Here is a 13,800-nt window from a genome sequence, read left to right on the forward strand (position 1 = left end):
GTATGATGACGGTAAAAAAGTATGTATAAAATTTTATGATATACGCTTTTGATGGTCTTTCACGGCAATTAATATCCCTTTATTAATCCAATAATTGAAGTTTTCTGGCGGGAAAACGCCACGTCTTTGTGAAGACCCCATTTCAATAATAATACTACTATCACTTACATCCAAAACCTTCAAAGATTTTGACAAACATAAGTTCGGTAAAAAACCATCTTTAATTTTAAACTCCATATTCTTTTTAATAGCCATGTAGATTCGCCTCCATTTGAAATGATGCATTAATGCGATAGACTAGGCTTTCATTCGCCTAATCTTTTAGATAATACAGAACTTTATATAAATCGTATCTTAAAAACCTTTTAAATGCTTATTTTCCTTTGCTGTTTACTTGGATTGTTCAATTATAATGTAACCAATTTTCATGAGGTTTATCCTTTTATAAGAGTATTTCAGCAATGATGAAGAATAATAGAAAGAACAATGTTGTTGGTTTAAATATTGAAAGGAGCAATAAGGTATGGAATTTCCTGTCATACATACAAATTTTTGGGATGCTATGATCGCCATTCCCATCGTGATTATCTTTACGCAAATGTTAAAATATTTTCTAGGGATTAGTAAACCTTTTGTACCAACAGTGGCTATACTTATTGGGTTAATTGTATCGATTTTTATTAGTCATAGAGGTGATCTCATTGCAGGGGTCTTTATGGGTTATTTTTATGGTTATGGGGCTATTGGTAGTTACGCTTCCCTTAAAACATCATTGCTTTATTTTAGAAATAAAAAATAATTCAAAAGGGCATAGAGTTTATTAAAACGAAAAAAACACGAACAAATTTCCATTTGTCCGCGTTTTATAAAGGATATCATTCCGATTTACTTGGCGTATGAGTCACAAATTGCATCCTTTCATTAAACATTGTTGGATAGGAGAGGAATCCAAGTATAATACTCGTAATAACAGCAGATGAAAGCAACATAAATAGAATCAACAATTGAAACATGACAGCCTGAACAGGATCAGCGCCTGCAATTATTTGTCCACTCATCATCCCAGGTAGTTGTACAAGACCAATCGTTTTTTGACTCTCAATTGTTGGTATTGTACTTGCGCGAATACTAGTCATTAACTGGCGATGAATGGCTTGTTTCGGTGTACCCCCCAATGATAGAAAAAGTTCTACTTCTCCTGTTCTGTTTTCAATTTCCGCGGTAAATCGATTAAGAAATAATATTGATAATACCATCGCATTACCAATAATCATTCCACTAATGGGTATCATATATTGCGCAGTTGCTGGAATAATTTTAAGACTAATAAGGACACTTTGGGTCAACACTTCAATAAAGCAGTATGTAAGAATTAGTTTCCATGTAATGCCTTTAATCATCACACCTTTTTTTCTTGCATTATGTACGGCAGCAGTAATAATGAGAATAATCATTAAAAAGATATAGAAAAAGCTTTCTGAATCAAAAACGAATTGCAACACGTAACCTACCGCAAGAAGTTGGATGATTGAGCGAATGGTCGCAATCAAGACATCCTTTTCAAGACCTAGCTTGAATGTTTTAGATAAGAGAATAGGAATAAGAACAAATATTAATGTCAGAGATAATTGGAAAAAAGTCATTTTTCCTCACCACCTTCAAAAAACTGCTTGACCTTATCATTAGAGGATGAAACAATTTCAGAACTTTTTCCATGTGCCGCTAGTTTGCCATCTATAATTACCCACGTCTCATCCCCTATGCGTAGTGCTTGATCAAGATTATGAGTAATCCAAACAATGGTTGTTTTCCTCTTTTGATTAATGGATGTAATTAGTTGCTCAACTTCCCTTTGTGAAGTTTGGTCAAGGGCTGATGTAACTTCGTCTAACAATAATATTACTGGTTCATTCAATAATGTCCGTGCGATAGACACCCTTTGTTGTTGCCCTCCAGAAAGGTCTGTTGCTTTGCGGTGAAGAAATTCTTCATTCAATCCAATCAAATTAAGCATTTCAATCGCCTTTTCTTTTGACAATTTTTCTCCATTGAGGGTTAGTGGCAACGATAAATTATCATAGACATCCCCGTCTATCATAATGGCTTTTTGCAGAACTATTCCTACATTACGACGTAAAACTGTTGGTGTAATGGTCAAAATATCCTCACCATGAATGAAAATGTCTCCAGATGAGGCTGATTTCATCCCATTACATAAATGAAATAGTGTAGATTTGCCCGAGCCTGATGGACCGACAACGGTCGTTATATTCCCCGATGAAATAGTACCAGTTATGTCTTTAATAATTGATAATGAATCAGTGTGATAATGTACATTTTGAAATGAAATTGCTGTATGCAAATATAACCACCCTTTTAAATTTATGATAAATCTTTATGTACAATCTTAGTATATCCTAAAGGATGAGATTGGTTAGATATTTAAAACATTCTTGCTTAAAATGCCGCAGAAATAACTTGATGTTTTTTAAAATAAAGCGCTCTAACGGTTACTTAGTATAAAGACTTCACTTAATATTTGAAAAAAGAAAAGGATTTATTAAAGGAAGTAAAGAAAAGAAAATATATAACAATGACAACATAGAGGAGGTAAAAATGATGAAAAGATATGAATTAGCAGTGATTCCTGGTGATGGTATCGGGAAAGAGGTTGTACCTTCTGCCGTAAAAGTGCTCCAAACAGCAGCGACTTTACATGGTGGTATTCAATTAGAGACAACTGAACTTCCATGGGGGTGCGACTATTATCTCAAACATGGCAAAATGATGAGTGATGACGGTCTAGAGCGACTAAAGAATTTTGATGCGATTTTTTTAGGGGCAGTAGGAGATCCGAACAAAGTTCCCGATCATATTTCATTATGGGGGTTACTGATTCACATTAGGAGAGAATTTGAGCAGACCATTAATATCCGGCCAGCCAAATTATTCAAAGGGCTAACCTCCCCTCTCGTTGATCCAGGGGCATTTAATTTTCTAGTTGTACGTGAAAATAGTGAGGGCGAGTATAGTGAATCTGGTGGGAGAATACATAAAGAAACAGACGAAATCGCTATCCAAAACGCCATTTTTACGAGAAAAGCAACGGAAAGAGTAATGGATTATGCGTTTAAGCAAGCTGTTCTTCGTAAGGGTCATGTCACTTCAGCTACGAAATCTAACGGTATTGTCCATTCGATGCCATTTTGGGATGAAGTGTTTAATGATGTGAGTAAGCGCTATACAGGAGTGCGTACATCATCTGTGCATATTGATGCACTAGCTGCTTTTTTTGTTACCAAACCGAGCGATTTCGATGTGATCGTTGCTAGTAATCTTTTTGGAGATATTTTAACTGATATTGGTGGAGCGATTATGGGGAGTATTGGTATAGCACCTGCAGGAAACATCAATATAAATGGGAAATATCCGTCCATGTTTGAGCCTGTACATGGTTCAGCGCCAGATATTTATGGTAAAGGAATAGCCAATCCAATCGGGCAAATATGGACGGCTGCGTTAATGTTAGATCATTTAGGTGAAATCGCACTAGCTAGAGAGGTCTTACGAGCAATGGAAGAAGTTACTGATGCAGGGATAAAGACGAGAGATATTGGCGGAAATGCTACGACTGATGAAGTGACAAATAAAATTTGTCTTCAATTACAAAATAATATTGGCTGAATGTAGGAGGTTGAGCATATTTGATGAATCAAATGTTTAGTTTTTTATTCGTACCTGCGATTTCTACCAAGATGGTAAATAAGGCTTTAACAATTAATCAATCGGCCATCATACTAGACTTAGAGGATTCTGTTGCCCATTCCAAAAAGCATGTAGCCAGAGAGAAGGTCTCTGGTTATATGAGTGAACTTAATGAATGGGATAGGCAAAGGGTATATATTAGGATTAATGATAGTGAAAGTCCGTATTTTTATCATGATCTCCAATTAGTTAAAGTATGTAAGCCACGGGGACTATTTATCCCAAAAGCAGAAGATAAAAACATGATAAAGGAGATAGCAACTTATTTGGCAGATGAATTGATAGCTCTTATTCCCTTAATCGAAACGGCAAAAGGGATACATTATTCATTTGACATTGCCACTGCAACAGAAACCGTTGAAAGACTGGCTTTTGGTGCGGTTGATTATTGTTTAGATACAAATATTGAGGTAGGAGAGGGGAGGGAAGAGTTATTATACGCACGTTCACAATTAGTAAACGCTTCAGCAGCAGCTAAAATACTACCCCCTATTGATTCTGTGTTCCTTCATTTAGAGAATAGCAATGATCTCATTAAAGAAACAACCCATGGCCGGAAAATAGGCTTTGCTGGTAAATTAGCGATTCATCCAAAGCAAGTCGTACGAATCAATGATGTGTATCATCAAGAGAATAACAACCGTATTCATGAAGCGAAAGAAGTGATTAGACTGTTTGAAGACGCTGAGAAGGAGGGAAAAGCATCAATTAATGTGAATGGGCGTTTAGTGGATTATCCCGTTTATAAACAGGCTAAGAAATTACTACAGATAAATAGTGAGTGTAATGAATCAAGGTGATGACACTTTCATATTGTAAACTGTAAAATGTTTGATACGCTAGTATTAGCTGACCCCTTTTCGGCGAACACTTAGTTTTACTACTCTTTAAATAAATTTCAGAAAAGTATAGACAATTTTAATTGGATTTTGTATCCTGTTTTAAAAGGGAGTAAAGGGTGAGTGATCATTGACGATTGATGTTGATTTGAAATTAGATAATCGCGATACACTGCATTTAAAAGTATGTAACGTTCTCCGAGAAGCAATTATAAAAGGTCAGTTTAAACCTGGTGAACGATTAAAACAATCAGATTTAGCAGAAAAACTTGGTGTCAGTAGAATGCCGATTAGAGAAGCATTGAGAAAATTAGAATCTGAAGGCTTAATTACCCTAGTACCACATAAAGGAGCTATTGTTAAAACGATTCATTTATCAGATTTACAAGAGGTGTACACCTTAAGAGCACAGTTAGAGAAGATGGCTTTTATCCAAAGTGCAAAGCTGCTTACAGATACTGAAATCACGAGATTAATAGATCTTGTACATTTGATGGAAGATAGTGAAGATGTAGATGAATTTATTGAAAGAAATATAGAATTCCATCAATTATTATTAAAGCACTGCCATTGGGAGAGATTAAATGGTTTTATTGACACACTATGGAATGGGCTACCACAACAAACACCACATTTTATTACAGGTCAGACGGCTACATCAAATGAAGAGCATCGGGAGATTATCAAAGCGATAAGAGAGAAAAGATTTGAGCATGCAGGTGAGATTTTGTCTCATCATATTTTAAGAACAGGTGAATCACTTATTCACAGTTTAAAAAATGAAAGAATGAAATAAATATTGATTCATCAGGAAGGCAGCACGAATTTTTCAGAGCTGCCTTATCTTTTGCAAACGTTTACTTTAACGAAGGAAGGAAGAATGGACAATGGCTTTAACGGAAAAAATTTCAGAATATATAGTTAATATAAACTATCAAGATTTACCAAAAGATGTGATTGAGTTTACGAAAGTATGTATTTTAGATTGGTACGGTTCTGCAATAGCAGGAATAGATGAACCACCAGTGGTTGCATTAAAAGAGACGTTATTTGAAATGGGAGGGAATGAACAGGCAACCCTTATTTCCGGTGAAAGGACTTCTCTTGCAAATGCTGCCATGATTCATAGTGCTGCTAGCCATATAGTGGAGTTAGATGATATTCATAAAGGATCGATTATTCATGCAGCAACAGTTGTGATTCCTGCTGCTTTATCTGTGTGTGAAGCGTATGACTTATCAATAGAAGAATTAATTACGAGTATCGTCATCGGCTATGAAGTTTGTTATCGTATCGGTGAAGCGGTTACCCCTAGTCATTATTATTATTGGCATAATACCGCAACATGTGGCACTTTCGGAGCAGCAGCTGCAGCAGCGAAGTTATTAGGGCTTAATAAACAACAAATCGTTCATGCTTTGGGAAATGCAGGGACACAGGCAGCGGGGTTATGGGAATTTATTGAAGATGGAGCCAATTCAAAACAGCTTCATACTGCAAAGGCATCCTATAATGGTGTACTTGCAGCACTCCTTGCTAAAAAAGGCTTTACAGGTGCCTCAAAGATATTAGAAGGTGATCGTGGTTTTTTCAAGGCAATGAGTGATTCGTACAACGAACAAAAGATTATTGAAGGACTCGGTGAGCAGTTTAAAATAATGGAAAATGGTTTTAAGCTTTATGCTTCCTGTCGTCATACCCATCCGAGTATGGATTGTGTGCATACATTGATGAACAAACATTCAATAGACTCTACTAAAATTGAAAAAATCCTCATAGAAACCTATCAAACGGTATTAGATATAACGGATAATCCCAAACCCCGTTCCATTTATGCAGCAAAATTTAGTGTACAATTCTGTGTTAGCTTAATTGCTCTTAAAGGCAGCGCTTTTCTACAAGACTTTAATGAAAGAACATTAAATAATAGTGAAATTAGAGAAATGATGAATAAAGTACGAGTAGCATCATCAAAGGATTTTACGGATGCCTATCCAGAACAATGGGGTGCTAAGGTAACTATTGTCTTAAGGAATAAAGAAAGTTATAGTTTCGCGACTGAATTTCCAAAAGGAGAGCCAGAGAATCCTGCCAGTAAAAAACAAATGGTTGAGAAGTTCCAGTCATTAGTGGCTCATAAGATCACAGATGTAGATCATAGAGTAGATGAAATATACAATATTGAAAATTTAAAAATAAAGGATTGGCTACTGGCAAATAGCCCAATTGTAAATGGAAATGAGGCTTGATGATGAAAGTGATTGCTTATGACCATATAGTGGAAAAAGTAGCGAAGCTTTGTCAGGAAGCGAACTTTGCCCTTGGCGAAGACGTTATTTCTGCTTTTCGACAAGCGGTAGAAACAGAAAGGTCACCAATTGGGAAAGATATCCTGTTAGATTTAATTGAAAATGCAAATATCGCTACAGAAAACCGTGTGCCTATGTGTCAGGATACAGGTGTTTCCGTTTTTATAGTTGAATTAGGTCAAGACTGTTTGATTAAAGGTGGGACAATTACAAGTGCCATTAATGAAGGTGTAATGAAAGGATATAAAGACGGGTATTTACGGCATTCTATCGTCAATAATCCCCTGACAAGAGATAAGTCTGCAACATATAACAGCCCTGCCATTATTCATATTGAAATGAAAGCCGGAGATCAACTCGTTATCCATATGTCGGCAAAAGGGGGAGGGAGTGAGAATATGAGTGCACTTAAAATGTTAACCCCAGCAGATGGTATCGAAGGCGTAAAAGAGTTCATCTTAACAACCGTTGAAAATGCAGGACCTAATGCTTGTCCACCTTTAGTTGTTGGAATTGGAATTGGTGGGAATTTTGAACGCTGCGCTTATTTAGCTAAAAAATCATTGTTTAGACCGATTGGTCAACATCATCAGGCTCCAATAGTTGCCCAATTAGAAAAAGATTTAATGAAGAACATAAATGAAATGGGGATTGGTCCTCAAGGCTTAGGTGGCGATACAACTGCCATAGATGTAAAAATCGAGTTAGAACCATGTCATATCGCTGCACTTCCTGTGGCTGTTAATTTAAATTGTCATGCGTCAAGACATAAAGAATTGAGAATGTGAGGCTGATAGAATTGGAAAAAAAGCAGTTAACTTTACCCTTAAAACCAGAAGAGTTGGAAACATTAAGGGCAGGACAGCAAGTCGAATTATCAGGCTTAATATATACAGCAAGAGACGCAGCCCATAAAAAAATTTATGATCTTTTATCTCAACAAGAAACGGTTCCATTCACGGTAGAAAATGCTTTTATTTATTACGTTGGTCCGACCCCAGCAAAACCTGACCAAGTGATTGGCTCCGCTGGTCCAACTACTAGTAGTAGAATGGATAAATATACACCATTATTATTAGAGCATGGCTTAAAAGGAATGATTGGAAAAGGATATCGAAATGAAGAAGTAAAGGAAAGTATAAAAAGAAACAAAGCCGTTTATTTAGCAGCAATAGGGGGCACCGGCGCACTTCTTTCTACGGCTATTAGAGAGGCTGAGGTTGTGGCATTTCCTGAGTTAGGTCCGGAGGCAGTATACAAGCTCACAGTAGAAAATTTTCCAGTTACAGTTATTATCGATTCTTTAGGTAATGACTGGTATATACAAGCAAGAGAGAAGTTTCAACAAAAAAGATCAACTCTATAATTATTAATTACTATTTTTAAAGGACAAAGTCTCATATGTCTATCAATTGTATCCATTATCCCAAATAAATTATCTGTTTTATTAATAAAATATTGAATATTATTAATATATATAATAGTATAATTAATAAATTCAGAAAATTCTAATTAGGTGGTGGGGATAGATGGAGTTCGAATACACAAATGAAAACCAACAAGTCTTACAAATGGTAAAGGAGTTTGTCCGAAAAGAAGTGTCACCTCATATTAAATATTATGAGAAAAATCAATTATTCCCGAAAGATATTTTTGAAAAAATGGGCAATCTAGGTTTTTTTGGTGCTTGTTTTCCTGAGCGATATGGTGGGTCTGAATTAGGTTTTCTTAATTTAGCTATCATTGCTGAAGAAATATCGAAAGCACATCCATCGTTAGGTTATGCCTTTAATATGCAAGCAATGACCTGCCCTTTTACAATCTTAAATTGGGGAAATAAGCAGCAAATTGAAAAATATGTCCCTTCTCTAATAAAGGCAGAGAAAATTGGTATGTTCGCTCTTACTGAATCTGGTGGTGGCTCAGACCCTGCTGGAGCAATGAAGACAACGGCTGTTTTAGATGGTGATGAGTACGTGCTGAATGGATCAAAAATGTGGATTACTTTTGCTAACGAGGCAGATGTAGGTGTGTTGTTTGCGAGAACAAATCCAGAAGCTGGTCATAATGGCATTTCTGCATTTATTATTGAGACTAATGTACCAGGGTTTTATGCAAAACCAATCGAAATCAGTTCTCTAGGATATATGACAAGAAGCTGTGAAGTATTTTTAGAGGATTATCGAATCTCCAAAAGTCAATTATTAGGTAAAGAGGGAGAAGGCTTTAAAATTGCGATGAACGCGCTTGATTATGGACGCTTAACTGTTTCTTCACGATTGGTTGGTATTGCTCAAGGTTGTATTGATGAGTCGATATCTTATGCAAACGAACGAGAAGTGAGTGGTGTACCAATTGGTCAATATCAAATGATTCAACATTTGATTGCGGATATGGTAGTAGAAACAGAGGCTGCAAGATTGCTTACGTATAAAAGCGCTTACTTAAAAGATAAAGGCGAAGCGGCGACTAGACAAAGTGCATACGCAAAATATTTTGCTTCAGAAGTAGCTACCAAAGCTGCAAGAAGTGCGTTAGAGATATTTGGTGGCAATGGTATAGCAGATGAATATCCGATTATGAAGTATGTAAACTATGCGAATATGCTTCACTTTGGTGAAGGGTCGGCAAATATACAACGTATACTGATTGCTAATGATGCCTTAGGGGAAAAGGATGCTAATCGTCATCATATCGAAAGAAAGTATTCTTTAAGTAGTGATATTAAAAAGGTGAGGGTGTAGTCGATGAGTGATAGGCAACCACTTGAAGGCGTAAAAGTATTGGATTTATCTCGTGTTTATGCAGGACCTGGGGGTTCAATGATACTAGCAGATTTAGGTGCTGATGTCATCAGAATAGAGGCACCGAATGGTACTGATAGTATGAGAGATTGGGTCCCTTTCATAGGTGGAGAAAGTACGTATTATTTTACCGCTAATCGTAATAAAAAATCAGTAGAGTTGGATTTGAAAAACCAAAAAGGGAAGGATATCTTTTTAAAGCTCGTACAAGAGGCAGATATTGTCTTAGAAAACTTTAAAACAGGTACTTTGAAAAAGTTAGGTCTCGACCTACAACAACTTAAAAAGGTAAAAAAAGATATTATATTATGTTCGGTTACCGGATATGGGCAAACGGGACCGTATAAAGGGGAACCGGGATTTGATCCTGTTATGCAAGCGATAGGTGGTCTAATGGATGTTACTGGACTTCCAGAGGGAGACGCAACAAGAGTGGGACTTCCACTAGTCGATATTATGACGTCACAATATGTAACAATAGCGATTCTCGCAGCTTTAAGACAAAGAGATCAAACAGGAAAGGAACAATCTATTGATCTATCCCTATTTGAAGTACAATTAAGTGCACTTGCCAATGTAGCAAGTAGTTATTTAAATGCAGGTACAGTTTCAACAAGAGTTGGCAATGATCATAGTTATATTGTTCCTTATCAAGTATTTAAATGCAGTGACCGTCCATTAATGGTTTGTTGTGGTAATGATAAATTATTTGCGAATTTTTGCGTTGTTTTAGATCGTGAAGAATGGATTGGGGACGAGAGGTTTAAAACGAATCAAGCTAGAGTAACTAACCGTGAAGTGTTAACAAATAGAATCGCAGATATGATGATAACCAAAACGGCAGATGAATGGTTCACTCAATTATCACAAGTAGGTGTTCCAGCTGGACCAGTAAATAATATCGAACAAGTTTTTCAACATCCTCAAGTTGAGGCGAGAGAGGTTGTAGAAGAAGTTTCCCATGTAAAGCTTGGACATATTAAATTGGTGAAAAGTCCACTTAAAAATTCTACCCTAAATGTTAAAACAAAAGCAGGGCCACCTATTTTAGGACAGCATACAGAAGAACTTCTACATGCATTAGGGTATCAAAAATTAGAGATTGATCAATTGAGAAAAGAGGGAGTTATTGGTTCGTTAGCCGAGCGGAAAATGTGATTATGAACAATAATGGAGGTGTTTCCAATGAAAAAGGTTCTTCTATTGACTTTATTTTTTGTATGTATTTTATTAAATGGCTGTAGTCAACAGACATCTAATGAAAGCGCTTCCGATGAAGTGTATGTGATGGATATAAATAATTGGCAGCCATCTACACATCACTATGCTTATAATGCGTGGGAGCCATGGAAAAAGATGGTGGAAGAAAAGACGAATGGAAGAGTTAAAGTCAATATTTATCATGGGAGTGCCTTAGGAAAGTCTAGCTCCGTTTACCAAGATATAAAAGGAGGGCTCTATGATGTGAGTCTTCTCGTAACGAACTATTTTTATGATACACCTTTTTTTCCTTATACAATCGGTAGTTTACCTTTTGCATTACAAGGACCTGTTGAGGCAAACAAGGTTTTAAGTAAATTCGAAGATCGATTTGCAGACAAAGGGTTAGATAATGTCATCCTTATGCCACCAACCTCAACAGATGCCTATGATTTATTTTCTACAACTCCTATTCACACAATGGAAGATTTACAGAATAAAAAAATGAGAATGAGCGGAAAAGGCGAAAATGCCTTTATTCAATCATTAGGAGGAACACCCGTATCGATCACATCTGAAGGCATATACGAAGGATTAGAAAAGGGGATGATTGATACCGCATTTTATACACCTATTGGCGGTGAAGCAGTAAGGTATTATGAACCTGCCCCTTATATTACACAAATGTCAGTACTCGTAAACCCACTCATTCCTGTAATGAATAAAAACTTCTATGATCAGCTCCCACCAGATTTACAAAAATTATTTACAGAAGAATTGAATCCTGCATTATCAGAAATGTTTACAAAGAGTTATGTTACAGAGTTAGCTGCTTCTAATGAGCAGCTAGAAAAAGCAGTTGAAAAAAGAGGCGAATATATTAAACTTTCAACAGAAGAAGACATTAAGTACCGTGAAGCAGGTAAAGGTGCTTGGGAGTTATGGATAGAAGATGCAAATAAACGTGGATTTGATGGAGATGAAATGGTAGAAGCTTTTTTTGAAATTCTCCGTGAAGAAGATTACCCTTTACCATTTGAAAATTAAAACAGTTAAGGCGGTGGAATGCATGAGAAAGCTTGAAGAAGTCATACACTTTTTAACTGCAATAACAAAATATATTGCGTTAGCAACGATGACACTGATGATGATATTTATTACCTTTGCTGTGTGTAGTCGGATGTTATTTTCACCTATTATTGGTGATATCGAAATTGTTCAGTTAGGTATGGTAGTGCTAATCATGTGTGGTTTGGCTTATACAGAACAAGTTAACGGACATATTACAATAGATATTATTACAAGCAGACTTTCATATAAGTGGCAACGCGTATTAGAGATATTTGGCGCATTTCTTACATTTATTATTACCATCCTCATTGCCTATATTTATCTTCATGTCGGGATCTTTCATCAACTAACAATGCCTATATCTACAACTCTTTTAGAAATTCCTTTTTACCCCTTTGATTATATCATTACAATCGGTTTTCTCATGTGGGGAGCTGAGGCTTTTCTAAGAATGCTCAAGCTCATCCTTTCATTAAATCATGAAAATATAGGAGGTGATGAACATGCCGGTTGAATGGTTTGGTGTTATCGTTATTTTGATCATGTTTGTTTTAATGTTTTTTAAAGTACCCATTGCAATCGCAATGGTCGTACCAGCTGTACTAGGAATCTTTTATTTGAAAGGTTGGACGGCATTAGCCACAGTTGTTGAAACAGTGACATGGGATCATAGTTTTAGTTATACGTTAAGCACTATCCCTATGTTTGTTCTAATGGGAGAACTATTATTTATCTGTGGAATTAGTACAGAGCTCTTTAATACTTTCAGACTTTGGCTTAGTAGATTAAGAGGTGGACTTGGGATGGCGACAATTGCATCTTCTGCTGTTTTTGCGGCCGCTTCAGGTTCAAGCCTAGCAAATACTGCCACAATGGGTGTCATTGCATCGAAGGAAATGCTAAAGGCTGGTTATAACAAATCATTAACCGGAGGAACGATTGTCGCAGGAGGAACATTGGGTGTGCTCATTCCACCGAGTACATTGTTTATTCTATATGGGATGATGACTGAACAATCTATCGGACAGCTTTTAGTTGCGGGCATTATACCGGGGATTATTCTTATCATTTTATATATGATCACCGTTTATGTAGTTGTATCTTTAAAGCCAGAATTAGCACCGATGATTCATACAGAGGTGAAATGGAAGGATCGTTTCATCGCATTGAAATCTACAATATGGATTATTTTGTTATTTGGCATTGTGATTGGGGGTATGTATATCGGATGGTTTAACCCAACTGAAGCAGCAGGGATTGGGGCATTCTTTACGTTTATTTTTGCATTAATCAGAAGGAAATTAACGATTCAGTCATTTGTTAAAGCATTATCTGCTACTTTAAAAACAACAGGATTTTTATTTGCCATAATTATTATGGCATTTATCTTAAATTACTTCTTAACAATTACAAGATTGCCTTTTCTATTAGCGGATATTTTCGAATCTATCTCAGTTCCCCCTTTTCTATTATTTGTGCTTATTATTCTTATGTACATTTTATTAGGAATGGTAATGGATGCTCTTGCTATGGTTGTTGTTACATTACCGATTATTCTACCGATCATTCTAGCGATGGATATGAATTTAATTTGGTTCGGTGTCATTATTGTTTTGGTGATGGAAATGGCAATGATCACACCTCCTGTTGGGATGAATTGTTTTGTGCTAAGAGGATCAGCCCCAGACCTTACTTTAGAACAAATTTTTAAAGGAACAAGTTTATTTTTAATTCCCATTTTCCTATTAATTATTATTCTTTATCTTTTTCCTGATATTGCTCTGTTTCTACCTAAAAATATGTATTAAGAGG

15 protein-coding genes are annotated in these 13,800 nt (G+C 36.2%); 12 read left to right on the top strand and 3 right to left on the bottom strand.

Annotated elements, in window-relative coordinates; genetic code table 11:
• Positions 1–33: 33 nt before the first annotated feature.
• Positions 34–255, bottom strand: coding sequence for a hypothetical protein (locus MHI57_RS02405; protein ID WP_095373379.1), 222 nt, complete (start codon positions 253–255; stop codon positions 34–36).
• 268 nt (positions 256–523) lie between these two features.
• Between MHI57_RS02405 and MHI57_RS02410 the strand changes: the two genes are divergently transcribed.
• The gene (locus MHI57_RS02410) at positions 524–799 is read left to right on the top strand and encodes a hypothetical protein (RefSeq protein WP_095373378.1); all 276 of its coding nucleotides are present in this window, start codon (positions 524–526) and stop codon (positions 797–799) included.
• A 76-nt stretch (positions 800–875) separates the two neighbouring features.
• On the opposite strand, the gene MHI57_RS02415 is transcribed toward MHI57_RS02410, so the two are convergent.
• Positions 876–1,643 carry an ABC transporter permease gene (locus MHI57_RS02415; RefSeq protein WP_095373377.1) on the bottom strand — a complete coding sequence of 256 codons (768 nt, stop codon included), beginning with the start codon at positions 1,641–1,643 and terminating at the stop codon, positions 876–878.
• The gene (locus MHI57_RS02420; RefSeq protein ID WP_340974756.1) at positions 1,640–2,362 is read right to left on the bottom strand and encodes an ABC transporter ATP-binding protein; all 723 of its coding nucleotides are present in this window, start codon (positions 2,360–2,362) and stop codon (positions 1,640–1,642) included. The genes MHI57_RS02415 and MHI57_RS02420 overlap by 4 nt, the downstream gene beginning before the upstream one ends.
• A gap of 257 nt (positions 2,363–2,619) precedes the next feature.
• On the opposite strand from MHI57_RS02420, the gene MHI57_RS02425 reads away from it, so the two are divergent.
• The 11 genes from MHI57_RS02425 to MHI57_RS02475 all read left to right on the top strand — a co-directional run bounded on the left by MHI57_RS02425 (position 2,620) and on the right by MHI57_RS02475 (position 13,796).
• Positions 2,620–3,684 (top strand): tartrate dehydrogenase, encoded by a 1,065-nt coding sequence (locus tag MHI57_RS02425; protein ID WP_340974758.1) that lies wholly within the window; start codon positions 2,620–2,622, stop codon positions 3,682–3,684.
• Between the two features lie 23 nt (positions 3,685–3,707).
• Complete coding sequence (locus MHI57_RS02430) at positions 3,708–4,565, top strand: HpcH/HpaI aldolase/citrate lyase family protein (protein ID WP_340978519.1); 858 nt, start codon at positions 3,708–3,710, stop codon at positions 4,563–4,565.
• Between the two features lie 169 nt (positions 4,566–4,734).
• Positions 4,735–5,400, top strand: a complete 666-nt coding sequence (locus tag MHI57_RS02435) for a GntR family transcriptional regulator (RefSeq protein WP_095373373.1) — start codon at positions 4,735–4,737, stop codon at positions 5,398–5,400.
• A 91-nt stretch (positions 5,401–5,491) separates the two neighbouring features.
• A complete protein-coding gene (locus MHI57_RS02440; RefSeq protein ID WP_340974761.1) occupies positions 5,492–6,853 on the top strand; it encodes an MmgE/PrpD family protein in 1,362 nt (453 codons plus the stop codon).
• Between the two features lie 2 nt (positions 6,854–6,855).
• Entirely contained in the window at positions 6,856–7,701 is an 846-nt protein-coding gene (locus MHI57_RS02445; RefSeq protein ID WP_340974763.1) for a fumarate hydratase, read from the top strand.
• A gap of 11 nt (positions 7,702–7,712) precedes the next feature.
• Complete coding sequence (locus tag MHI57_RS02450; RefSeq protein WP_095373370.1) at positions 7,713–8,279, top strand: Fe-S-containing hydro-lyase; 567 nt, start codon at positions 7,713–7,715, stop codon at positions 8,277–8,279.
• 163 nt (positions 8,280–8,442) lie between these two features.
• On the top strand, positions 8,443–9,657 hold the full coding sequence (locus MHI57_RS02455; RefSeq protein ID WP_340974765.1) for an acyl-CoA dehydrogenase family protein: 1,215 nt from the start codon (positions 8,443–8,445) through the stop codon (positions 9,655–9,657).
• A 3-nt stretch (positions 9,658–9,660) separates the two neighbouring features.
• Positions 9,661–10,875, top strand: a complete 1,215-nt coding sequence (locus MHI57_RS02460) for a CaiB/BaiF CoA transferase family protein (RefSeq protein ID WP_340974767.1) — start codon at positions 9,661–9,663, stop codon at positions 10,873–10,875.
• 27 nt (positions 10,876–10,902) lie between these two features.
• Positions 10,903–11,964, top strand: a complete 1,062-nt coding sequence (locus MHI57_RS02465) for a TRAP transporter substrate-binding protein (protein ID WP_233435258.1) — start codon at positions 10,903–10,905, stop codon at positions 11,962–11,964.
• A gap of 22 nt (positions 11,965–11,986) precedes the next feature.
• Positions 11,987–12,502 carry a TRAP transporter small permease gene (locus MHI57_RS02470; protein ID WP_340974770.1) on the top strand — a complete coding sequence of 172 codons (516 nt, stop codon included), beginning with the start codon at positions 11,987–11,989 and terminating at the stop codon, positions 12,500–12,502.
• Positions 12,492–13,796, top strand: a complete 1,305-nt coding sequence (locus MHI57_RS02475; protein ID WP_095373364.1) for a TRAP transporter large permease — start codon at positions 12,492–12,494, stop codon at positions 13,794–13,796. The genes MHI57_RS02470 and MHI57_RS02475 overlap by 11 nt, the downstream gene beginning before the upstream one ends.
• The last annotated feature ends 4 nt before the right edge of the window (positions 13,797–13,800 follow it).

The sequence above is a fragment of the Cytobacillus sp. FSL K6-0129 genome (genome assembly GCF_038007625.1).
Classification (GTDB): domain Bacteria; phylum Bacillota; class Bacilli; order Bacillales; family Cytobacillaceae; genus Cytobacillus; species Cytobacillus kochii.